Annotated in this window: 18 protein-coding genes and 1 riboswitch; of the genes, 12 read left to right on the forward strand and 6 right to left on the reverse strand. The window is 29.6% G+C overall.

Annotation, left to right across the window (positions count from 1 at the left end; genetic code table 11):
* The first annotated feature begins 196 nt into the window (after window positions 1-196).
* Window positions 197-814: a flavin reductase gene (locus AC11VW_RS12285; protein ID WP_484301713.1), complete on the forward strand. Its 618-nt coding sequence runs from the start codon at window positions 197-199 to the stop codon at window positions 812-814.
* A gap of 216 nt (window positions 815-1030) precedes the next feature.
* On the opposite strand, the gene AC11VW_RS12290 is transcribed toward AC11VW_RS12285, so the two are convergent.
* Both AC11VW_RS12290 and AC11VW_RS12295 read right to left on the reverse strand, forming a co-directional pair.
* Entirely contained in the window at window positions 1031-2113 is a 1083-nt protein-coding gene (locus AC11VW_RS12290) for an ABC transporter permease (RefSeq protein WP_484301714.1), read from the reverse strand.
* Window positions 2113-2829, reverse strand: a complete 717-nt coding sequence (locus AC11VW_RS12295) for an ABC transporter ATP-binding protein (protein WP_484301715.1) — start codon at window positions 2827-2829, stop codon at window positions 2113-2115. The genes AC11VW_RS12290 and AC11VW_RS12295 overlap by 1 nt, the downstream gene beginning before the upstream one ends.
* Window positions 2830-2959: 130 nt before the next feature.
* Here AC11VW_RS12295 and AC11VW_RS12300 point away from each other — a divergent pair, with 130 nt between their 5' ends.
* From AC11VW_RS12300 to AC11VW_RS12310, 3 genes are all read left to right on the forward strand, one after another.
* Window positions 2960-4669, forward strand: coding sequence for an ABC transporter ATP-binding protein (locus AC11VW_RS12300; protein ID WP_484301716.1), 1710 nt, complete (start codon window positions 2960-2962; stop codon window positions 4667-4669).
* Window positions 4670-4818: 149 nt separating this feature from the next.
* Complete coding sequence (locus AC11VW_RS12305; RefSeq protein ID WP_484301717.1) at window positions 4819-5115, forward strand: rhodanese-like domain-containing protein; 297 nt, start codon at window positions 4819-4821, stop codon at window positions 5113-5115.
* Between the two features lie 120 nt (window positions 5116-5235).
* Complete coding sequence (locus tag AC11VW_RS12310) at window positions 5236-5928, forward strand: ferric reductase-like transmembrane domain-containing protein (RefSeq protein ID WP_484301718.1); 693 nt, start codon at window positions 5236-5238, stop codon at window positions 5926-5928.
* A gap of 338 nt (window positions 5929-6266) precedes the next feature.
* Here the strand turns inward: AC11VW_RS12310 and AC11VW_RS12315 are convergent, their stop codons facing one another.
* Window positions 6267-7307 (reverse strand): epoxyqueuosine reductase, encoded by a 1041-nt coding sequence (locus AC11VW_RS12315; RefSeq protein WP_484301719.1) that lies wholly within the window; start codon window positions 7305-7307, stop codon window positions 6267-6269.
* A gap of 174 nt (window positions 7308-7481) precedes the next feature.
* Between AC11VW_RS12315 and AC11VW_RS12320 the strand changes: the two genes are divergently transcribed.
* From AC11VW_RS12320 to AC11VW_RS12355, 8 genes are all read left to right on the forward strand, one after another.
* Window positions 7482-8369, forward strand: a complete 888-nt coding sequence (locus AC11VW_RS12320) for a LysR family transcriptional regulator (RefSeq protein WP_484301720.1) — start codon at window positions 7482-7484, stop codon at window positions 8367-8369.
* Between the two features lie 477 nt (window positions 8370-8846).
* Window positions 8847-10565 (forward strand): ABC transporter ATP-binding protein, encoded by a 1719-nt coding sequence (locus tag AC11VW_RS12325; RefSeq protein ID WP_484301721.1) that lies wholly within the window; start codon window positions 8847-8849, stop codon window positions 10563-10565.
* A gap of 3 nt (window positions 10566-10568) precedes the next feature.
* Complete coding sequence (locus AC11VW_RS12330; RefSeq protein WP_484301722.1) at window positions 10569-12428, forward strand: ABC transporter ATP-binding protein; 1860 nt, start codon at window positions 10569-10571, stop codon at window positions 12426-12428.
* A gap of 268 nt (window positions 12429-12696) precedes the next feature.
* On the forward strand, window positions 12697-14103 hold the full coding sequence (locus tag AC11VW_RS12335) for a M20/M25/M40 family metallo-hydrolase (RefSeq protein ID WP_484301723.1): 1407 nt from the start codon (window positions 12697-12699) through the stop codon (window positions 14101-14103).
* 201 nt (window positions 14104-14304) lie between these two features.
* On the forward strand, window positions 14305-14754 hold the full coding sequence (locus tag AC11VW_RS12340) for an RDD family protein (RefSeq protein WP_484301724.1): 450 nt from the start codon (window positions 14305-14307) through the stop codon (window positions 14752-14754).
* A 591-nt stretch (window positions 14755-15345) separates the two neighbouring features.
* Window positions 15346-17256: an HD domain-containing phosphohydrolase gene (locus tag AC11VW_RS12345; protein WP_484301725.1), complete on the forward strand. Its 1911-nt coding sequence runs from the start codon at window positions 15346-15348 to the stop codon at window positions 17254-17256.
* Between the two features lie 430 nt (window positions 17257-17686).
* Window positions 17687-18943, forward strand: coding sequence for a serine hydroxymethyltransferase (locus tag AC11VW_RS12350; protein WP_484301726.1), 1257 nt, complete (start codon window positions 17687-17689; stop codon window positions 18941-18943).
* A 46-nt stretch (window positions 18944-18989) separates the two neighbouring features.
* On the forward strand, window positions 18990-19535 hold the full coding sequence (locus AC11VW_RS12355) for a cupin domain-containing protein (protein ID WP_484301727.1): 546 nt from the start codon (window positions 18990-18992) through the stop codon (window positions 19533-19535).
* A gap of 54 nt (window positions 19536-19589) precedes the next feature.
* On the opposite strand, the gene AC11VW_RS12360 is transcribed toward AC11VW_RS12355, so the two are convergent.
* From AC11VW_RS12360 to AC11VW_RS12370, 3 genes are all read right to left on the reverse strand, one after another.
* Window positions 19590-20162: a xanthine phosphoribosyltransferase gene (locus tag AC11VW_RS12360; protein WP_484301728.1), complete on the reverse strand. Its 573-nt coding sequence runs from the start codon at window positions 20160-20162 to the stop codon at window positions 19590-19592.
* Window positions 20146-21498 (reverse strand): nucleobase:cation symporter-2 family protein, encoded by a 1353-nt coding sequence (locus tag AC11VW_RS12365; protein ID WP_484301729.1) that lies wholly within the window; start codon window positions 21496-21498, stop codon window positions 20146-20148. The genes AC11VW_RS12360 and AC11VW_RS12365 overlap by 17 nt, the downstream gene beginning before the upstream one ends.
* Before the next feature lie 124 nt (window positions 21499-21622).
* Window positions 21623-21724, reverse strand: a riboswitch (purine riboswitch).
* Between the two features lie 259 nt (window positions 21725-21983).
* Complete coding sequence (locus AC11VW_RS12370; protein WP_484301730.1) at window positions 21984-23750, reverse strand: CotH kinase family protein; 1767 nt, start codon at window positions 23748-23750, stop codon at window positions 21984-21986.
* Window positions 23751-24087 lie beyond the last annotated feature (337 nt).

The following is a 24087-nucleotide window of genomic DNA, read 5'->3' on the forward strand; positions in this document are numbered from 1 at the left end:
ATATATAATAAATTAGAAGCGTACTTTTAGGATAGTTTCTAAATGATGATAGTTATCCTTCTTTTGTTTTGTTTAAGATTAAAATATAAATATATTCAGTGATGAGTAGTAGGACATTTTTTTGTTGAAACTAGCACAACAGGTTAAGTTAGCAATTTAGTTGAGACACAATCGTAAAAGAATGAGGAGGTAAATAATGGATAATAAAGTATTTTTCAATATTGGTTACGGTCTTTATGTTTTGACTGCAAAGGATGGAGATAAAGATAACGGCTGTATTATTAATACGGTTATGCAGGTTTCAAGCAACCCTATTTTAATGGCTATAGGAGTTAATAAACAAAATTTAACTCATGATATGATTTTAAAAACTAAAGAATTTAATATTTCTGTTTTGACAACTAATGCAACTTTTAAGGTTTTTGAACATTTTGGTTATCAATCAGGGAGAAAGATTAATAAATTTGAAAATTGCGAAACTGAACTAAGAAGTGAAAATGGTATTTTATATTTGCCTAAATATATTAACTCTTATCTTTCTTGTAAGGTTATAGAAACTATTGATTTTGGAACACATACAATGTTTAAAGCTGAAGTAATAGATGCAAAAGCAATATCAAATGATGAAACTGTAACATATACATATTATCAAAAAAATATAAAACCAAAACCACAATCATCACATAAAACAGGTTGGAGATGTAATATATGTGGCTATGTACATGAGGGTGAAACTTTACCAAATGATTTTATCTGCCCCATATGTAAACACGGAGCAATTGATTTTGCAAAAATATTAAACGAAGAAAAATAATTATTAAATTTAATCATGAGTTTGATTTGAGTATGGAGAATACACAATCATATTTCCAGACTATTATCTTTTAGTGTAACTATTTACCTAGGGGTATTAATCTTAGGTGGATACTTACTTAATAGATATCAAAATACAAGGAGGCTGTCAAAAAGACAGCCTCTTTAATTTACAACATATTAAGCTTGAACATATAAAACAACAACCATTCTTTCTCTATATCTTTCTATACTTCTTAAGTCCAAATACATTAAGGACATATAAAACTAAAACAAATGTTAAAAGTGCATATATATCATTTTGTATCATAGAAAAATCATATCCCTTAATGATGACACCATTAAGAGCATCAGCACCGTAATATAAAGGAATAATATGAGCTACACCTTGAAGCCACTTAGACATACTTTCAACTGGAATAAGTCCTGAGAAGAATATCTGAGGAACTATAACAATCGGTATAAACTGCATCATCTGAAATTCAGAATTAGCAAAGGTAGAGAAGAATATACCTAAAGATAAAGCGACAAAAGCTATAACAACATTAGAAAGTAAAACTAAATAAACACTTCCAACTATATGCATATCGAGTACATAAATAGCAAACAGCACAACTATAATGGTTTGTATAACAGCAAACACACCATATCCAAGTAAATACCCGATTAAAATCTCACTTCTTTTAATAGGAGTAGATAAAAGCTTGTCTAAAGTTCCACTAGTTCTTTCTTTTAATAAAGATATTCCAGCCACCAAAAACACAAAGAAGAAAACAAAAAATCCGATAAGCATAGGATTTATAGTGTCAAAGTATGAAGTATCGCTATCACCATATACATAGCTATCAACTATAGAAACACCACTAGAAATATTACTTTTTAAATTTGGAATCTTATCACTTATAACACTTGAGATATTAGACAAATCATTTTTCATAGAAACACTTTTAACGATAGCACCTATCTTTTGAGTATCTTGAGGAGAACTATTTTCATAAGTAATGTTTAGTTCATCACCATCAGTATATATAAAAGCAGATAACTCATCATCTACGATTTTATCTTTTATATTATCATCATTAGAATAATTTAAAACATTTAAATCTGCATTTTTTAGTCCATCATTAAACTCAGAAGAAGTATTGTAAACTCCAACATTTAAAACAACATCATCATCAGAGTTGAATAAAAAGTAAATCAAAGATAAAATAATAAGAGGAGCAACCATCATAAGTGCTAAAGTTCTCTTATCGTGTATAGTTTGCTTGAATATTCTAATTACTAATGCTTTTATTTTCATTATCTATCACTTCCTATCTTTAAGAATACTTCTTCAATACTAGAAACATTAAATTCACAAATCAACTCATCAGGTGTTCCAGTAGCTATGATTTTACCATCTCTAATCAAAGCAAGTTTATCGCATTTTGTAGCTTCATCCATAACATGAGTAGTAATAACTATAGATTTACCTTGTAATTTTAAATCATGAAGTTCTTTCCATATATTTAGTCTAAGGGTTGGGTCAATACCAACAGTTGGCTCATCTAAAATAAGCAAAGTAGGATCTTGTATAAGAGATAAAGAAAGAGATAATCTTCTTTTCATCCCCCCAGAATAAGCACTAACTTTTTTATCAAGGTGATTTTTAAGGTTAACAAGCTTAGAGGTATATTCTATTCTTTTTTTTAGTTCATCTTTTTTTAGTTTAAATAGCTTTCCGAAGAATTCTAGATTTTCTTTTCCAGTTAAATCTTCATATAAAGCATCTGATTGAGCCATATATCCTATATCATTTAATATTTTTAGATTAGGAACTTTAGCGTTTAAAACTTCAATATTTCCACTATTAACTTTCTCCATACCCATTATAGCTTTGACCAAAGTACTTTTTCCAGCACCAGAAGGACCGATAAGTCCAACTATAGAACCTTGTTCTATATTCAAGCTTATATCATCTAATATAAGGTTTTTAGAAAACTTTTTAGTTACATTTGACACCTTTATAACATCCATAACATTCCTCCAATTCAATCAACACTAAGTTGATTGTTATTTATACTTATATTATACTTTATTAATAGTATAATATAAGATTGTTACATACAGACAAAAATAATAGTTACAGCGGGAGGCGATTTAGACAATGAAGATGTTGTGGAAGTATGCACTAAAATATAAGGGACAATTTATAGCTAGAATAGCAACAGTTTCCTTAGTAGCAATAGCAAGTATATGCTTCGATTTTATGATGGGGTTTATAGTAGATACATTTGCAAGTGGACAAGAAGATAAGTTCTTGCCTATATTAATTATGACTATTTCACTTATATTCATAATGTTCTTAGTAGAGTACATAGATGGATTAGTTATGTCTAATTATATAAAAAATACTATAAATTATTTAAGGACAGATATATTTTCTAAAATAATGGATAAAGATATAAAAGATTTTTCACTAGATAATAGCGGGAGATACATATCCATATTATATAACGATATTAAATTAATAGAAGATAGCTTTTTAAATAATATATTTCAAGTTATATCATCTCTATTATCCTTTGTGATATCTTTAGTAGTATTATTTACTATAAGCCCACTTATAGTAATAGTTATATGTGTATTTGGAATATTAGGATTTATAATACCTAATGCGCTTTCTAAAAAGTTGGTAATACAAAAAAATAATTACTCTACAAATCTAGAAGAAATAACGTCTGTAACTAAAGATTTATTCTCAGGGTTTGAAGTGATTAAAGGATTTAACATAAGTAATAAGATAAATAATATTTTTAGAAATAGTTCTAATAGCGTAGAAGCATCAAAGAGAAAATGTTCTATATTAGAATCAATAGTAAGAGGTTTTTCATTATCTTTTAGTGTAACTATTTACCTAGGGGTATTAATCTTAGGTGGATACTTAATGTACAAGGGTAATATATCGGTAGGTACTGCAATCATAATAATACAACTTAGTACGCATATAGTGGCGCCAGTGAAGACTAGTATATCTTTAATTAACCAAATTAAATCAGTTTCTCTTATAGCTAATAAAATTGAAAATATACTAGAGGTATCTAATGATGATTTTGAGGAAGTTAGACTTGAAAAATTTGAAAAAGCTATTGAAGTTAAAGATTTAAGTTTTGCTTATAATGATGAACGAAAAGCACTAGATAATATAAACTTAACTTTTGAGAAAAATAAGAAGTATGCTATAGTTGGAGAAAGTGGATGCGGAAAGAGTACTTTAATAAAGTTACTTATGAGATATTACAATGATTATGATGGAAGTATAAGTATAGATGATAATGATTTAAAGTCTATATATAGTTCTGATTTATACAAAAATATGTCTATGATACAGCAAAATGTGTTTATGTTTGATGAATCTATAAAAGAAAATATAAAATTATTCTCTAATCATAGTGATGAGACAGTTTTAAAAACCTGTGAAAGAGCAGGTATTTCTGGACTTATAAGTAGATTACCAAATGGAATAAATTCTTTAGTTGGTGAAAATGGCAATAAGTTATCTGGTGGAGAAAAGCAAAGAATTGCAATAGCTAGATCACTTATAAATGATACTAAAGTACTTATACTAGATGAATCTACATCAGCTCTTGATAATGAAACAGCTTATAACTTAGAAAGTTCTTTACTTGCGCTAGATGATTTAACGTTAATTGTTGTAACTCATAAACTTATAAAAAATATTCTGATAAATTATGATGAAATTATTGTTATGAAAGGTGGAGTTGTAATTGAGAAAGGATCTTTTGATTATTTAATTTCTTTAAAAGGTTATTTCTACAGTTTATATTACATCCAAAGCGATCATCTTAATTATTAAAACCATGAAAAGATATCAAGTTATGCTTAATTAGGATACTAATTTTATGTACTGAATTATATTATAGGTAATTTTTTAATTTAGTTAAAAATGATTTTCTATATGCTATTTAGGGTATAAATTCTAAAAAGCATATAGAGGTGAATTAGATGAATTATACAAATATAAATAATAGAAAATTAAGAGAATTAATGAAAGAAGATGCGTTATTAATAGACATAAGAAGTAAAGATGAATATGAAGAAAAAAGAATACAAAATTCAATAAATATTCAACTAAATAATTTATTATATAATGTAGATGAGATAGAAGAATATAAAGATAAAAAGGTAATAATATATTGTAGAAGTGGACATAGAAGCATTACAGCATGTAATTTACTAGTGATGCAAGGTTTTAAATATGTATATAACCTAGAAAAAGGAATAATTAATTATAAACTCTAGCTATCTGCTAGAGTTTTTATAATATGAAAAAATATGTATTGACATTGTTAAATCATTATAATATGATAATTATTATCACATTATAATGATTATTAATATAAAATAAAAAGGAGAATCAATATGCGATTAGTTTATTCATTAATATTTATAGTGGCATTGTCACTAATTTTTACATCAAGCATAAGAAAACATTCTAAATTTTTTTACTCAATAGCTTCAGTATTAGCAGGAGCAACAATAGTTTATGAGATTTATAGATTAGTAACAGATACAAAGTTACAAGGATTTATAGGAGAATTTGAAAAGGCATCTATGAAAGGAAACTTTTCAATAGCATTTTTTATGCTTGTAATGTTTGCAGGAGCCTTAAGTCCTAGATGGAAAGTGGCTAAAAAATTATTGAGTATAAGAGCAGAAGCTGCAATTTTAGGAACTATACTTATAATTCCTCATGGAGTTATGTATTCAGTTCGATTTATAGTGAAATTATTAAATAATAAGCCTATAACTACACTTTACGTAGTATATTTAATCATTGGATTAATAGCATTTATAATAATGATGCCATTATTTATAACATCACTTAAAAAAGTAAGATCTAAAATGAAATATGTGGAATGGAAGAGACTACAAAGATGGGCATATCCATTTTATGTTTTAATTTACATACATATAGTACTTTCAATTTTTAATGATGATGAACTTGATATAATAAAATTAAGCATATACACGGTAGTATTTGCATCATACTTTATATTAAAATTAATAAAAACTTCAAACGAAAAAAAGAAGAAGTCTATAAGTAATTTATAAAATCTGTAGATATAAATCAAACACCTAGATATTCAAGATAAACAATCAATTTTTGTTAAGTTGATATTTTTTAGGGCAAGGATAACTATGTTTTTCTCAAATACACCTAAGGTGAAAATTCATGTAGAAATATGTGGAAAATTTAATCGTGAGTATGATTATTGTTAATCGTATCCACTATAAAAATAAAAACCATATTGATGAGATAGTCAATATGGTTTTTATTTTTATGGTTAGATACTCTTTCTTCCTACAAAACGAATCTAGTTATTGTATCATAAAGTGCAGCAGATGAGAATCCTCCAAATTCCTAGTCAATTTGGTAACAATACTAATTACTAAAGTTTTTCAACTTGTTCTTTTACCCATATAGCCATTTCACGTACATTCTTATCTTCACAATGGCAAGCTATATCAATGTATTTATCATAGTTAGTATTATAAGTATTTAACATAGCGTTAAGTGCATTAGTTTTCCATCTCCATACATCATTTTTTGAGATATACCAAAATTTTGGGCTAATAACGTCTCTTAAAAAATCATAATCCATTTCAATTATTTTTTCTAAAGAAATTAAATTACTTAATTCTTCTAGATTAGGAAAGTTATTTTCCTCTGACCATTTATTTTTATTAAAAGGGCAAACATCTTGACAAACATCACATCCAAAAATCCAATTTCCCATTGATTTATTATATTTTTCATTCGGTAAATCCCATCCTTCCCAAGTAGTAAGGCAAGAAATACAAGTTGATCTATTCATCATATAAGGCTCTGATAATGAATTTGTTGGACAAGCCTTAATACATAGATTGCAATTAGAGGGACAGTTTTTCAAGTTAGTATTTTCTTTTAATGTAAGCTTCTGATCGATAAGCCAAGCCTCTAAATGTACCCAAGAACCCGAATCTGAATAGAAAAAATTATTCTTCCTAATAATTCCAAGACCGGTCTTAAATGCTGCCCATCTTAGAGCTGTCACCCCAAATGCTCTATCAGTAGCAGTTTTTAGCCCTAATTCATTTAAGTAGTTTTCAAAGGATATACTATCTTGATAATCTTTTGAATTTTCATCTTTACGGCTATCTACTAAATAGTATTTTGCAATCAATCCCTCTAGATGTTTAGGTATTTTATATTTTCCGTATCTTCTTGTACATATAATTATTGATTTAACCCAAGGATAATCATTTTTTAAGTTAGCAAAACTATAAAATCCTTCAGCATGTGATTTTATTTCTGAAAACTTATTTATACGCTCAGTTAGTTTTTGAGCATATTCTTTCATTTCATGTATTTGTATAATCCCACAGTTTTCATATCCTAGTTCCATAGCTTTGTTTTTGATTTCAAAATTTAAATTCATATTTATATCCATTTTTTACACTCCTATTTATATCTATATTATGAAATACATTTAAGGTAACTAAACCTCATGACTTAATATATAGTTGTATAAATTATTGTACATTAGCTTTATATATTTGTATAATTGAAATAAATAGAGTTAAGTATTGATAATATCAATATATTAAAAAGGACGTAAAAAAACTTGGAGATAAGACACTTAATAACATTCGAGAAAGTAGTTGAACTAGGAAGTTTTACAAATGCAGCTGATTATTTAGGGTATACTCAGTCAACTATAACTACACACATACAAGAATTAGAAAAGAGTATAGGGACTAAGCTATTTGATAGAGTGGGAAGAAAAAATATACTAACATTAGGTGGACAAGAATTAATTAAATATACTAAGGAATTACTTCAGGTAATAGATAAGATAAATAACATATCTATTGATGATGAAATAAAAGGAGAAATAAAGATAGGTGCACCAGAATCTATAACCGTGTATATGCTACAACCAACACTGAAAGAATATAGAGAAAAATACCCAAATGTAAAAATAAGCATAGTAAATGGTAATTGCAATTATCTTAAAACACTTTTATTTAAAGGAGAGATAGATATTACATTTCTAATGATGGAAGCCTTTGAAGATGCAAACCTAGTAGTAAATAAAATAAAGGAAGAAAGTTTAGCGGTAGTTGCTAATAGGGAATTTAATTTTGAGCATTTAGACTTGATACATAAAAGTCATAATATAGAGCAATGCATTATATACAATGAAAAAGATTGTAGCTATAGAAGAGCCTTTGAAAAATACTTAGATTCACAACAAATTATAGCTAATAATACTATGGAACTTTGGAGTATAGAATCAATAAAACAATGTGTAAAAACGGGTCTAGGTATATCTATACTTCCTGAGATCACGGTAAAAGAGGATGTTGAAAAAGGTAACTTACAAGCTATTAAATTTGATAGTATAGATAGAAAAATATGTTCTTTACTTGTTTATCATAAAAATAAATGGCTATCAAAACCTTTAAGCGAGTTTATAAATATATGCAAAAATATAAAAGTTGCGAAATAGTTTATTTAATCTATATATTTATATAAAAACATTATTAAAGGATACTAATTTTATGTACTGAATTATATTATGATAGGCATTTGTAAGTATAAGGATTAATAAAATTTATTAATGATTTAATTAAATGAGTCATATAGCAATATTAATTATTAGCTCTATCAATACATAAATTGATAGAGTTTTCTCATATATAAATCTTCGCTATCACGTCAGATACATCCGTTGCTCAAAATAAATATCACATAAAAAAACATAGAATAAATAAACCTCACATGTTCATAAACTTGATATGAGAGGTGAAATAAATGGAAGACATATTAAATTAATATTAATACAATTTAATGTACTAATAAGTTTTATTGGATATTAAATTGTAAATTGTATATAGAGAAAATAGTTCTATTTATATACAGGTAGATATGCGAATAAACCATTGGATTAGGATAATACTTTAATCGAAAGAAGGGGATAACAAAAATGAATTTATATAGCAAGTACTTCAAAAAATATAAATTGCCATTTTTTGTAGCTGTTTCTTGCGTTGCACTTGAGGCAGTCTGTGATTTGCTTGGTCCTACGCTTATGTCTAATATTATTAATACAGGAATTGATCAGGGAATGATTTCAAAAGTTTATTATTGGGGAGCTCTTATGCTTATTATTACTGCTTTTGGTGCATGTTTTGCCATTACACGAAATATTTTGGCCAGCAAAGTATCACAGCGCATGGGAGCAGATTTAAGATATGATTTATTTGAAAAAATTGTGTATTCTTCTGAACTAGGTATCGATAAAATTGAAAGCGGGTCTCTTATTACACGCATGACTAATGATACATCACAAGTTGTACAGTTTGTAAACGGAATTATGCGTATATTTTTAAAAGCACCTATTACTTGTATTGGTAGTATCATACTTGCAAGTATTCTTAATTTTAAGCTAAGCCTTATTATTTACAGTACTGTTGCAATAGTTTCCGTTTTTATTATTGTTAGTATGAAGCTTAGTTATCCTCGTTTTTATAAATTGCAAAAGGCTATGGATAAGGTAAACTCTGTTGTGCAGGAGTATCTTATAGGAGTACGTTTGGTAAAGGCATTTGGAACCTATGACAAGGAAACTGACAAGTTTGAAAGAGTAAATACAGATTTAATACAAAAGGGTATATCCACCCAAATTATTATTACTATAGTGTCACCACTGATGAGGCTTACCGTTGGTATTGGTACAGTAATTATAATTTTCATTGGAAGCAGGATGTTTTCTTTAGATCTTGCAAATCCAGGTGATATTACAGCATTTACAATATACATGGCACAAATTCTTACATCCTTAATCATGATAACAAATATGTTTAATACCTTTGTAAGAACAAAGGCTTCTACTGCTCGTATTAAAGAAATATTTGACTGTGAAGAAGATTTTACTAACAGCAGCGAAATAAAAGAATTAAATGGTGATATTGAATTTAGAAATATCACATTTGCATACCCTAATGGCAGTGGTGTACCTGCTATAAAAGGTTTATCATTTTCTATTAAAAGTGGACAAAACCTAGCAATAATTGGACCAACAGGAAGTGGTAAATCAACAATTGCTTGGCTACTTTTGAGATTTTATGATATAAATAGTGGACAAATTTTAGTTAACGGCTGTGATATTAAAGAATTAGGCATTGATTCAGTGCGAAATAATATTGCCATTGTACCACAAAAACCAATGCTTTTTTCAGGAACCATTGCTGAAAATATTAGGTGGGGGAACAAAGAAGCTACAGATGAAATACTGCATCAAACAGCACAAAAGGCACAAGCTGGTTTTATTGAGAATATGCAAAGTGGATACGAAAGTCATTTAGGAAGTGGTGGAGTTAATGTTTCAGGTGGTCAAAAACAACGTATTTCAATAGCTCGTGGAATACTTAAAGATTCATCTATACTTATATTAGACGATGCAACTAGCGCTTTAGATGCAGTAACAGAGGCTAAAGTACGAAAAAATCTAAATTCTAAAACAGGAAACCAGACAATAATTACTATTACACAGCGTTGTGGAACAGCTATGTTTGCAGATAGAATTTTAGTTATGGATAAAGGGGTAAAAGTTGGATATGGTACACATAATCAGCTTATGAAAGACTGTGAAATATATAGAGATATTTATAAAACACAAATAGAAAGTAGTAAGGAGGTGTAAGCTATGAGCAAACAATTTTCTAAGCAGCAAGTAAAGATGCCAAGTATTAGTGGAAGACCAGGCAGACCTGGCGGCGATGGTAATCGTTTTGAACCAACTGCAAAGCCTAAAAATGCAAAGGGTACACTAAGGCGTATTATACAAATATATATGCGTTGGGCTAAAATTATATTTTTTGCTATCCTGCTTACAGCTTTATCTTCGCTAATTTCTGTTTCAATTCCTTATTTTATAGGAAAGGCTTTCGATACCTTCAAAATTAGAACTAGAATAGTAGACACAAAAATGCTTACACAATTTTTAATGATAATTGTAGCGCTACATTTAGCCAATTGGCTCATATCAAGTCTAAATGGGGTTATTATGCTTAAGGTTTCACAAAAGCTTGTGTTTGAAATACGTAAAGATTTTTTTAAGAAGATGCAAAAGCTTCCATTAGGATTTTACGATACACACTCTCATGGTGACACGATGAGTAGAATTACAAATGATGTAGATAATATTAGTTCTACTATTGCACAAACAACTACACAATTAATATCAAGTATTTTAACACTAGTTGGCTCTTTTGTAGTAATGATAAAGTTAAATGTGCAGCTTACCCTGGTTATTTTATCATGTATTCCTCTTGTGACACTTTTAACACGTGTAATTGCATCACGAAGTCGCGCTTACTTTAAGGCACAGCAGCGAAGTCTTGGTTCACTTAATGGGGTAATTGAGGAAAATATATTACGGTTAAAAATGGTAAGAGCCTTTGGTAAGCAGCAAGATGTTTTAAAACAGTTTGAAGAAATTAATGAGAAGCTGTATGAAAGCAGTACTAAGGCACAAATATGGTCTGGATATATGATGCCGCTGATGAACGTTATTAACAATTTTATTTTTACGGTTATTGCTATCGTGGGCGGTATATTGTCAGTAGGATATGGTCTATCTGTTGGTACTGTAGTTAGTTTTATGAGTTATTCAAAACAATTTGCACGTCCTCTTAACTCAGTTGCGGGCATGTTTAATACTATTCAATCCGCCCTTGCGGGAGCTGAACGTGTTTTTGAAATTTTAGACAGCGAAGAGGAGCCAGCTGATATTAAAAATGCTATTGATATGGAGAATCCAAAAGGAAATGTTACTTTTGAAAATGTATGTTTTTCATACGATAAAACTACTCCAATATTAAAGAATATAAGTTTTAATGTCAAGGCAGGAGAAGTAGTTGCTTTAGTAGGTGAAACTGGGGCAGGGAAAACTACTATTGTAAATCTTCTCACTCGTCTTTATTATGCTGACAGCGGCAAGATAGCAATTGATGATGAATCAATTACTAATTTAAAGCGAAATAGCCTTAGGAAATTATTTTCTGTAGTTCTGCAGGACACTTGTCTTTTTACTGGGACAATTATGGATAATATTCGCTACTCGCAAAATGATGCAACGGATGATAAGGTGATAAATGCTGCAAAAATAGCTCATGCCCATGATTTTATTGATAAATTGCCTAAAGGCTATTATACAATGGTTTCTGGAGCTGTAGATAACTTAAGTCAGGGGCAACGCCAACTCATAGCTATTGCTCGAGCAGTATTATGCGATAGTCCTATTTTGATTTTAGATGAAGCAACCAGCAGTGTTGATACAAAAACTGAAAAAGATATTCAAAATGCCTTGTTAAGATTAATGAAGAATCGCACAAGTTTTTTGATAGCCCATCGTTTGTCTACTATTAGAGATGCTGATCATATTATGGTAATTGGAGATGGAAAAATATTAGAAATCGGAAATCATAAAAGTCTTATGGATAAAAAAGGACAATATTATAACATGGTAATAAGTCAAATGGGAAAATTGCCTGATGGTATATAAGTCCTAATATCACAATTGTGAATTTGAGATGTTGTGATTCGTCTCCACCATTTGTCTACAGACTGAAACACTCATATTCATTAAATATGAGTGTTTTTAATATATCTATTTTTAATGATATCATATTTATACAGACTAATAAATATATTACTTTAGCTAACTTTTTATAAAACATAAAGAAAATTTAGGAAGTTGTTGAAAAAAACATAAACAATAGCTACTATATAATAAATAACTTTTAAATTAAATTTACAAGGGGGATTTTACAATGTCGAAAAAGAAAAAAATATGTGTGGTAGCAGCATCAGCTATAATAGCAGCTCCAATTCTATTAACAAGTCCAGTATCAGCAGCAGCAAATGCAAATGGAATATTATCAAAAATAGAAAGACAACTAAGTGTAAATAAAATATTAAAAGACATAGAAAGATTATCAATGGATGAAATTGGTCAAAATAAAGATAATGCAAGAGTAACAGGGTTTGAAGGAGAACATGAAGCTGCTAAGTATATACAAGATGAGTTTAATAAACTTGGTATGAATGGGGAACTTAGCAAAATAGAAGGAATAGAAGGATTTATAGATGAAGGAGCGACAGTTACAATAGATGGAGAAAAGATAGAAGTAAAAACTATGACATTCTCTCAAGCTACTAATGGTCCGGTAGAAGGAAAACTTGTATATGCAGGGCTTGGAACTGAAGAAGAATGTGAAAATGCTAACCTAGATGGCAACATAGCACTTATACAAAGAGGTCAATTCACTTTCGCGAAAAAGGCTCAGAATGCTTATGCTAATGGAGCTAAAGGAGTGATAATATACAACAATACTTCTGGGATGTTAGGTGGGACTTTAGGGTCTTTAGAAGATAGTAAAGGTCCTACAGTTGGTATGAGCTTAGAAGATGGAGCTAAATTAGCACAGAAAATACAATCTGGAGAAAATGTAATGGCATCTATGGAAGTTAAGACTTTAGTAAAAAAAGATAGCTATTCATACAATGTAATAGGTGAAATACCTGCTCATAAAAACACAAAAAATCCTAAAACCATAGTACTAGGAGCACATTTTGACAGTGTAAGTTGTCCAGGTGCTAATGATAATGCTAGTGGTACAGCTACTATACTAGAAGTTGCTAGACTATTATCTAAACCAGAAGTTAAAAATAAATTACAATACAATGTAAGATTTGTTGCATTTGGTGCTGAGGAAATAGGCTTAATAGGATCAGAACAATATGTTACTCAACTTGTGGAATCAGGCGAAGCTGAAAATATTGCAGGTATGATAAACCTTGATATGGTAGGTGTAGGAGATCAAGTAGTAACATACAATTCAAGTGATGAAGCATCTCATAAAATAACTGATCTAGCAGAAGATAATATAGAAGAGTTAGGATATGTATATGGAGGACATTTAAATTCTGGATCAAGTGACCATGCTCCATTTGAGGAGGCAGGTATACCATCTGTATTTATACAATTTGATAAAGATCCATATTACCACACAGATGAAGATACGCTAGATAAAATAGATCCACAAAATATAAAAGAAACTGCTACTTTAGTATTAAATATGCTTATGGATATGAATGATACAAAACAAGAAAAGCAAAAACATAAGCCATTAAAGGGTAAGATAGAATTTGAAAATCAACAAATGCCAAAGATGTAATTGGATTATATAAATCAGATTGAAATCCACGAAAAGATATTATCATATTATTATGGTAATATCTTTTTTGTTATTAAGTGTATTATCTTATAAATTAAGGTTTTTTTAAGGTTAAGTTTATAATCCGTTAAGTATAAAGCTATATACTAATCTCATAAGAACAACAAAGAAAAATATAAATATTAAAAAAGGAGAATAATTATGATTTCTAAACCAAGTAAAAGATTTTTGGCATTCTTATTAGATGAAATTCTTATAGCAATAATATCCATGTTTTCTATGATAATAATAACTGGTTCATCTTATTTAATAAGTGACACATTTAACGTGAAAATAACAGGGGTAGCTGAGGTTATTATTATGGCAGCAATTACGATGATAATGTTTTCAGCTTCTATTATTCAACTTTTATTATGGAGTCGTAGCACTAGTATAGGAAAGGCTGTTTTGGGAATGGAGGTTGTAAATAAGAATTCAGAACAACAAGTAGGATTTATTAAAATGTTGTTAAGAGAATTAATTATAAAACAAGTATCAGGAATATGTTTTGGGATAGGATACATTTGGATTTTAATTGATAAAAATCGTCAATCATGGCATGATAAAATCCTTAACACCCTTGTAGTTGATAAAGTAGATTCTTGTTCATAATCTGAATACAAGTAAGTGTAATGGAATGTAAAGTAAGTTATGCATTAAATCGTGGGATTATTTCTGTGAATAATTTCCAACAATAATTACCAAAATAATGGTAAAATAACTGGAATTACTAGCCTTAATGGTTTGGTAGTTCCTTTTATTTTATTAAAATACACGAAATATACACGTAATAAAACTCTTGAGGTATGTTAATAAATTGTGAATACAATTTATTTTGTTTGTGTTAATGAATGAGATGAGAATTGGTAAAAATAAATAAGGAATTTTTTATTGGATTTTATTTATATTAATATAGAATTAATAAGATAAAGCATTTACATTAACTTCCAAATTATGGTAAATTAGTTATAGAAAAGGATATAAATTTATTTTTTTTAGGAATAAAATTATTGAATGGTAATAAAGTGAGCGCAATCGAATTTAATATAATGGTAATGGAGGTATGTTATGTTTGAATCAATAACAAAGAAAATTTACTCGATTTTAAGAATTAACAAAAAAAATAAATTTAAATATGAATGTGTTAAGATATTCCTAATATATTTGATGACTGGATTTATTTGGGTTTACTTTTCAGATAGAATGGCAAATAGGCTTGCTAGTAATAATGGTATGCTTTTAATTATAAGCACATACAAAGGTTTCCTATATGTTATTATAACTTCAATTATACTTTATTTATTACTAAGCAGTCTTGTAAAAAAAATTGATTTAGCAGAAAAGAAAAATAGCGCTATCGTTGAAGCAATACCTGATTTATTATTTGTCATTGATTCTGAAGGTCATTTTATAGATTGTATGATAAGTGATGATAGTTTTTTGTTAATACCAAGGGAAGCTTTTATCGGAAAAACCATTTGGGAAGTTATGCCTAAAGAAATATCAAAAATAGTCTATGAAAAGATACAATTAGTTTTTAAAAGTGGAGTAATGGAAAGCTTTGAATATGAATTGGAAATTTGCAATAAACTGCAGCATTATGAACTTAGAATGGTAAAAAATAATGAAAAAGAAGTCTTGGTTATAGCAAGAAATGTCACCGTTCAAAAACAAAATGAATTGAAATTAAAAAAAAGTGAAGAAAAGTTCAAAACCCTTGTAACTGAAATGAAACAAGGATTAGCACTTTATGAACGCAGTGTTAATGAGGAGGGCGAAATTATAAACTATAGACTTTTGGATACAAATGAAAGTCATGAGAAATTAACAGGATTAAAAAAGAAAGATATATTAGGGAAAAATTTTCTTCAGATATTCCCTAATATGGAAAAGAGCTTGATTGAAAAAATTGGACATGTAGCAAAAACAGGGGGCTCTATACAATACGAATACTATGTACAAGAAACAGGTAAATATTATGAGGTAGTAGCTTATAGGCCAAGGAAATTACAACTTGCAGTAATCATTACAGATATTACTGTAAGAAAACAGGCAGAGGAATCTCTAAAGGCAAGTGAACATAAATTGGAATATTTAAGCTACCATGACCAATTAACAGGCTTATATAATAGAAGATTTTTTGAAGAGAAATTAAGCGAACTAGATGCACAAAGAAGTTTACCTTTAACTATTATTATGGCAGATGTTAACGGTCTAAAGCTTGTCAATGATTCTTTTGGTCATACCATAGGAGATGAACTCCTAAAAAAAGTAGTAGAAGTTATGACGAAGGGATGCCGAGTTAATGATATTATTTCTAGACTCGGGGGTGATGAATTTGTAATTCTGTTACCAAAAACAGATACTTATGAAGCGCAGCAAATTATTAAACGTATTAAAACTATGGCATTAAAAGAAAAAGTTGGTTCTGTAGATATATCTATTTCTTTTGGATATGAAACAAAGAACTATGAGGAAGAAAAAATTCAAGATATTTTAAAAAAAGCTGAAGATCATATGTATAAGAAAAAGCTCTTTGAAAGTCCAAGTATGAGAGGAAAAACTATAAGTACTATAATTAGTACTCTTCATGAAAAAAACAAAAGAGAAGAACAACACGCCCATAGAGTTTCAACATTATGCGAAAATATGGGTAAAGCCCTTGGTTTACCGGAAGATGAAATCAAGGAGCTTAAAATTGTTGGGTTACTGCATGATATAGGGAAAATAGCTATAGAGGAAAATGTACTAAATAAACAAGGAAAACTGACAGAGGAAGAATGGGAAGAAATAAAGCGACATCCAGAAATAGGCTATAGAATACTTAGTACAGTAAATGAGATGTCAGAAATGGCAGAATATGTGTTAGCTCATCATGAAAGATGGGACGGAATGGGATATCCTAAAGGTTTAAAGTGGGAAGAAATATCACTTCAATCAAGGATCATTGCAATAGTTGATTCTTATGATGCTATGATCACCGAAAGAAGTTATCATAATGCTTTGACAGAGGAAGCTGCAATAGAAGAACTAAAAATAAATGCAGGTCTTCAGTTTGATCCAGAACTTATAAGGGTATTTATTGAAAAGGTATTGAATAAACCATTTGATTAAAAAGTTGTGTCATTAAAATAGGAACCTCAGAGGTCATAGGAGATGACTGGAAGTGATGGTCTAGTAAATAAAAGTAATCGATATAATTTAATGTTTATTTAAGATTTAGTTTATATACTTCAATTAAGTTATACCTTATAATATTAAACGCATAAAAATAGTATAAAAAATAGAAAAAGAAGTAGATTGATCTCATGGATAATGAATTAATCTACTTCTTTTTCTATGAACTAATAAACTTTATGCCTTATAGATAGAAAAATTAAATTACATTTAATTAATTAAAATATACTTGACATTAATATATCACCTAACTATAATTTAATTAAAATACACTTAATTAATTAAATAGCATTTAATATACTCAATGAATTCAAATCTTTAAAATAAGCATTTCAAAATAAATATAAATTTCAGGGGGAATAGATTTATGTTAAAAACAACAAAAATATCAGACCCACAAGTATATCAAATAGTAGCAGATGAACTAGATAGACAAATGCACAATATAGAAATGATAGCATCAGAAAGTACAGCACCAACAGAAGTACTTGAACTAAGTGGATGTGTATTTACAAATAAAACAGAAGAAGGTTATCCAGATAAAAGATTTCAAGCAGGTTCACAACATGCAGATAGACTTGAAATATTAGCTTGGGAGCGTGCTAAAGAAGTGTTTGGAGCAGAACATGTAAACATTCAACCTTACTCTGGATCTACTGCTAACTATTGTGTCTACAATGCAATTTTAAAACCAAATGATACTGTTTTAAGTATGAGACTTGACCAAGGTGGTCACCTAACTCATGGATCTAGCGCTAACTTCCTTTACGATATATATAATTATGTATTTTATGGAGTAGATAAAAACACAGAACTTATAGATTACGAAGATTTAGAAAAAAAAGCAAGAGAACATAAACCAAAACTTATAATTGCAGGCGCTAGTTCATACCCAAGACTTATAGATTATGAAAGAATAAGTAAAGTAGCAAAAGATATTGGAGCATACTTCATGGTTGATATGGCTCATATTGCAGGATTAGTAGCAACTAATTTAATACCAAGTCCAGTTGAACATGCTGATTTTGTTTCATCATCTACAACAAAAACGTTTTGTGGTCCTAGAAGTGGAATTATATTATGTAAAAAAGAGCATGCAAAGAAAATAGATAAAGCAGTTTTCCCTGGAACGCTAGGATCAATGCATTTAAACACTATGGCTGCAAAGACATTCTCATTGGGATATTTAAAAACTGATGAGTTTAAAAACATTATGAAACAAGTATTAATTAATGCTAAAACACTAGCAAAAGAACTTACATCACGAGGATTTCGTATAGTAAGTGGTGGTACAGATAATCATATAGTACTTGTTGATTTAAGACCTAAAAACTTAACAGGTCAACAATTTGAAAAAGCCCTTGAGTATGTAGGTATAACTGTTAATAAAAATATGATACCTTTTGATACAGAAAAACCATTTGTTACTAGTGGAGTACGTATTGGTCTTACTGCTGTTTCACAAAGAGGTTTAAAAGAAAAAGAAATAGTTAAAATTGCTGATATAATGAATAAAGTTGCTTTAAACCCTGAAGATATAGATAATTTAGATGCTTGTAAAAATGAAGCGAGGGAACTTATTTCAAAATTCCCATTATATCCTCAAGGATATTTTGAAGATTAATATTTAATTATATAAAATAAAAAATTCAACTTAAGGGAGAAAATACATGAGTGATTTAAATATAGGGGAAAAGATAGGGCAAATTAGAAAAAAACAAGAGTTAAGTATAAAAGATTTAGCAAAATTAGCAGGAGTTACATCATCTTTACTTAGTCAAATAGAAAGAGGTCTAGCTAATCCTTCTGTTAACTCATTAAAATCTATTGCTTCTGCGCTTAATGTTCCTTTATTTACTTTTTTTACTTCCCAGGTAAATAAGGAAGAATTAATAATTAGAGGTAATAGTAGAAAAAAAGTGATATTACCAGGAAGTATTGACGTTGTTTATGAAATGTTAGCACCAGCAGACAAAGATAATTTAGAATTTGCTATTATGAATTTAGGCCCTAGTACATCTTCTTGTAATGAACATATTCATCATAGAGGAATTGAGATTGCTTATGTATTACAAGGGCAAGTAAATTTGTATCTTGATGATGATAAATTTATACTTAATGAGGGTGATAGTGTAAAGGTACCAATAGGAACAAATCATAGATGGGATAATTCATACGAGAAAGATTGTAAAATAATCTTTGCAGTTATTCTATAGGAACTTGTGTATAGATTTGTGTTAGAAATAGCCATACCCAGCTGGGCATGGCTTTTATTTTACAAATTCAATTAAGTTTTTTCCTAATCTACTAATACGAGCTAATGAATATACATCATATCCTTTATCTTCTAAAATTTTACGACCTGGTTGGAATGATTTTTCAATAACTATTCCTATTCCAGAAACTTTAGCTCCTGCTTCTTCAATTAAACGAGCAGCTCCTAATGCAGCTTCACCATTTGCTAAGAAGTCATCTATAACTAATATACGATCTTCCTCTGTTATATATTTTTTAGATAAAGTTAATTCATAATCTAGTCCTTTAGTAAATGAATGTACTGTTGTTTGATAAACATCACCATTTAAAATTTTTGATGATTGTTTCTTTAATATTACCAGAGGTAAGTTCATTTGCATTGCAGCCATAACAGAAGGAGCAATACCTGAACTTTCAATTGTAAATATTTTTGTAATTCCATGTTTATCAAAATAATTTTTAAAGTAAGTTCCCATTTCATACATTAAATCTGGATCTACTTGGTGATTTAAGAAAGAATCAACCTTTAATATAGTTTCAGATAATGCCTGTCCATCTTCTAAAATACGTTTATGAAGCTTTTCCATCTTTGACTCCTCCTAAGACTTTTTTATCATCTTCTTCTTTTAACATTACATTTAATAATAATGCTACAATTGTTCCAGTTGAAATCCCTGATGAGAAAATCATTTTTAATCCTTCTGGTAATTGAGCAATAAAATCTGGTCGGAATGTAACCCCAAGTCCTAATCCAATTGATGTTGCAATAATTAATAAATTACGATTGTTTAACGCTACATTACTTAAGGTTTGAATTCCTGCAGCAGCTACTGTTCCAAACATAACAATTCCTACACCACCAAGTACTGGTTGTGGCATTATATTAATTAATGCTGCAAATTTTGGAAATAATCCTAAAATAACTAGTAATAATCCAGCCATCATTGTTACATATTTACTAGCTACTTTTGTCAATGGAATCAATCCAATATTTTGACTAAATGATGTATTAGGAAGTGCACCAAAGAAACCTGCTATCAAGCTTCCTATACCATCCGATAAAACTCCAGAGCCAATACGTTTTTCATCTGATTCAACTTGAGAAACTTCATTAATAGCTTTTAAACAGCCCACTGTTCCTATTATTGAAACAAAATATGCTGGAATAAATGGTAATAAAACTTGTAAATTAAAATTTATACCATATCCTAAAACTCTAGGTAATGATAACCAACTTGCTTGACCTACAGACGAAAAATTAACCATTCCTAATGGAATACAAACTATATATCCAACAACCATGCCTATTAAAATTGAAGCACTACTTACTAATCCTTTACCATAATGATTTAATAATAATGTAACCATCATTATAAGTAAAGCAATAGAAATATTTTTTAGACTACCATAATCAGCAGCTCCAAAGCCACCAGCCGCCCAATCTATTGAAACTGGTAATAATGTTAAACCAATTAAACACACAACTGTTCCTGTTACTATAGGGGGAAATAACTTCATTAAGGGCTTAACAAAAAAACTTAAAATAACTACTATAATTGCACCTAAAATTGTTGCCCCAAATATACCTGGAAGTCCAAACTTTGCTCCAACAGCAATTGCTGGTGCTACAAATGTAAAATCTGTTCCCATAATACATGCAACACGTGCACCCACAGGTCCAACTCCTTTTGATTGAATGAAAGTAGCAATTCCTGCTGCTAAAATTGCACTACTGATTAATGCAGTTGATGTCTTAGCATCAAATCCTAATGCTGCTGAAACAACAATTGGAACAACAATAATTCCACCAAAAGCAGCAAATATATGTTGTAACCCTAATAACATTTGAGTTAATAATTTTGGCTTGTCATCAACTCCATACATCAATTTAATATCTGTTTGATTCTTTTTAACTGTTTCCATATGAACCTCCTCTATGTTCTAAACATTTATCATACATAGAGCATCGCAATGTATATCAAAATAAAAAACACCTCAATATAAATTGAGGTGTTGAGTCCGAGAATAAATATATATATATTTATCCACAATAAACACAATACCTCGTAGTCTACTAATTTACGGTTAGTAGGTAGAAACTTTCGGACCATATTACCGACTATATACGAGCTTTTTGTATGATATATGACATTATAACATATTTTTTACTATAAATAATACCTATTTTTAAATGTAATCGTTGCCATATCTAATTTATAATTATCTACCTCTATATTTTTTTCTAAGATGACTTTTTTTCATCAGTTAATGAGAGTAATGCTGTTCAAAAGGGGCAACTGACTAAATAGCCAATTGCCCCAAAATAGAATCGTCTTATTTGCATCGATTTTTACTTTATATGAAATATAGCATAAACCCACATGGGAATTTTTACAGACAGATGTTTATTAATTGTTCTGACTGGTGCTGTTTTGCCCAGGTATAGGCATATTCTTCATATTATCTAACATGGAAATTTGGTCATCATTTAAACCTAGTTCTTTTAATTTTATCTTGGCTTCATCTGTTATTGTACCACCTGACTCTTGAATGATTTTAATTGCATTTTGCATTGTATCCATGTCTAATGAGTTGCCACCGGGAAATTGATTGCCGCCCTTTAAACCATTACCACCTTGAGGGGAAGCCCCTTTGCCGCCCATCATGGATCCTAAATCGCTTATATTCAAGTCACCAGCACTAATCAGTTTATCGGAGTTGGATTTTTGTTCAGCAGTTGTACTAGGAACAGTACCTTTAAGTTGTCCTTGTACACTTTCGTAACGAAGATTTCCAAGTGTTGTGAATGATTTAACTGCTTTTTGGTATTCTTCATATGAGCAGAAAGTCGTTGAATCATTTTTTACATAATCAGAAATCAGTGTATTTAATTTCTGAACCTTGGCTTCAAATTTACCGTCAGCGAAATAGCTGTCCGTAAGTTCCTGCATATACTGATGATATTTTTCTAAGTATTCGCTGTTAGCAAACAGTTTTTCCAAAAGTGGACGGTCTGCCATTTCTACACCACTGACAGGGGTATCAATTGGGAAGTTGATAACTGAGGCTGCATCACTGCTTTGAAAACCACCCCAAGCTAAGTTATAGTCCCAAGGTAGAATAGTAATTTCTCCATCTTTCTCGTAGATATAATAGTTTTGAGCCATAGATGATGAATAACTGTCTAAGTTTACTACCAGAGTATGTGCTACAAGGTATTTTAATATAGCATCTACATCAAAATATTTTTCTAGATCTGCTCCAGTTGTTAAAGCTTTTAGTGCCGTTATTACACGCTGATAATCAGTTTCCTCACTTTTGCCAACGGCGTTATCAAAGATAGAACTATAACTGGATGATTTATCATCGATATATTGTAAAGAACCGCCGGTATTACTTGCACCCATGTTTCCGCCTTTACCTTTTGAAAACGGCTCATTATTCATGTTAAAGTCGTTACTTTTTCTATTGGCCCCTTGATTATTTTCACCCTCTTGCTTTTTATTAACTCCTAATTCACCTGCATTACCCATATTCATTTTTACGTTGTATAGCATACCTGAGGTGTTACCATAAACTTTCTCTTCATAGCTGTCATTATATAATTCAACCGCAAGGTATAACCCCCATGGTTTGCCATTTACCGTGATATTGGAATATCCAAAGTAGGGGGCTTCAACGCCAATTGTTTTCATAAGGTCATAAGAAATATATTCCTTCATATAGGAATTGTCTCCCATCATATTGTTAACAACAAAGCTTTCCAGACCAAAGCAAGTCTGACCTTCCACGTATTCGTCAAATTTTAAACGGAAGCTGAAGCGGTCACTGTCTGTAGCAGCAACCTGATTCAAACTTGAATTTCCCTTAGGTCGTATGCCAACATCCTTAAACTTTGTACCGTTAACAACAACATCAACCTTAATATACTCTTCATTTTTAGCATTATCCAGCATGGTTTGCCACTGGGTATCATCACCAATTATTTCAAGGGAGATAATATCAACTCCAAATATTTTTTCAGCATATTCAGGGGTTTCACCGGTATTTTCTGTACTTGATTTAGTATTGCTGCAACCAGAAAACACTCCTAAAATAATGAATAAACAAAGAATAAGTATTATAACCTTAAAGTATTTTTTGTGTTTTACAGATTCTATCTTCTTAACATTCATAATTACTATCCCTTCATTTGAATATTATTTTTAAACTCATAATAATGATAGAACTTGAAGCTTAAATTAACCTTAAATATAAGTAGGCGGCATAGAAGGATTTAACTACAAGTTCCGAAAAGATACCAAAAGTAAGTCCACTTTTCCGATGGACGATAGTCATAGATATAATTAAAAAATATTTCAAAGATTCAGATGCAACGAAATTAATAAATACTTTATACAGAAATTATAAAGATGGGTTCGAAGAAACTATGATTTATAGTTTTACGAAGAACCAGAAAATAATATAAACCCAATACTAATTTAATATTTAGTATTGGTTATTAATAATATT

This window comes from Romboutsia sp. (assembly GCF_056995035.1).

Excerpts from the sequence above, each read along its gene's own strand:
- AC11VW_RS12365 (WP_484301729.1), bottom strand. The coding sequence starts at position 21,498 with ATGGAAACAGTTAAAAAGAATCAAACAGATATTAAATTGATGTATGGA.
- AC11VW_RS12285 (WP_484301713.1), top strand. The coding sequence starts at position 197 with ATGGATAATAAAGTATTTTTCAATATTGGTTACGGTCTTTATGTTTTG.
- AC11VW_RS12330 (WP_484301722.1), top strand. The coding sequence starts at position 10,569 with ATGAGCAAACAATTTTCTAAGCAGCAAGTAAAGATGCCAAGTATTAGT.
- AC11VW_RS12340 (WP_484301724.1), top strand. The coding sequence starts at position 14,305 with ATGATTTCTAAACCAAGTAAAAGATTTTTGGCATTCTTATTAGATGAA.
- AC11VW_RS12295 (WP_484301715.1), bottom strand. The coding sequence starts at position 2,829 with ATGGATGTTATAAAGGTGTCAAATGTAACTAAAAAGTTTTCTAAAAAC.
- AC11VW_RS12355 (WP_484301727.1), top strand. The coding sequence starts at position 18,990 with ATGAGTGATTTAAATATAGGGGAAAAGATAGGGCAAATTAGAAAAAAA.
- AC11VW_RS12290 (WP_484301714.1), bottom strand. The coding sequence starts at position 2,113 with ATGAAAATAAAAGCATTAGTAATTAGAATATTCAAGCAAACTATACAC.
- AC11VW_RS12305 (WP_484301717.1), top strand. The coding sequence starts at position 4,819 with ATGAATTATACAAATATAAATAATAGAAAATTAAGAGAATTAATGAAA.
- AC11VW_RS12335 (WP_484301723.1), top strand. The coding sequence starts at position 12,697 with ATGTCGAAAAAGAAAAAAATATGTGTGGTAGCAGCATCAGCTATAATA.
- AC11VW_RS12370 (WP_484301730.1), bottom strand. The coding sequence starts at position 23,750 with ATGAATGTTAAGAAGATAGAATCTGTAAAACACAAAAAATACTTTAAG.
- AC11VW_RS12350 (WP_484301726.1), top strand. The coding sequence starts at position 17,687 with ATGTTAAAAACAACAAAAATATCAGACCCACAAGTATATCAAATAGTA.
- AC11VW_RS12360 (WP_484301728.1), bottom strand. The coding sequence starts at position 20,162 with ATGGAAAAGCTTCATAAACGTATTTTAGAAGATGGACAGGCATTATCT.
- AC11VW_RS12300 (WP_484301716.1), top strand. The coding sequence starts at position 2,960 with ATGAAGATGTTGTGGAAGTATGCACTAAAATATAAGGGACAATTTATA.
- AC11VW_RS12315 (WP_484301719.1), bottom strand. The coding sequence starts at position 7,307 with ATGGATATAAATATGAATTTAAATTTTGAAATCAAAAACAAAGCTATG.
- AC11VW_RS12310 (WP_484301718.1), top strand. The coding sequence starts at position 5,236 with ATGCGATTAGTTTATTCATTAATATTTATAGTGGCATTGTCACTAATT.
- AC11VW_RS12325 (WP_484301721.1), top strand. The coding sequence starts at position 8,847 with ATGAATTTATATAGCAAGTACTTCAAAAAATATAAATTGCCATTTTTT.
- AC11VW_RS12345 (WP_484301725.1), top strand. The coding sequence starts at position 15,346 with ATGGCAAATAGGCTTGCTAGTAATAATGGTATGCTTTTAATTATAAGC.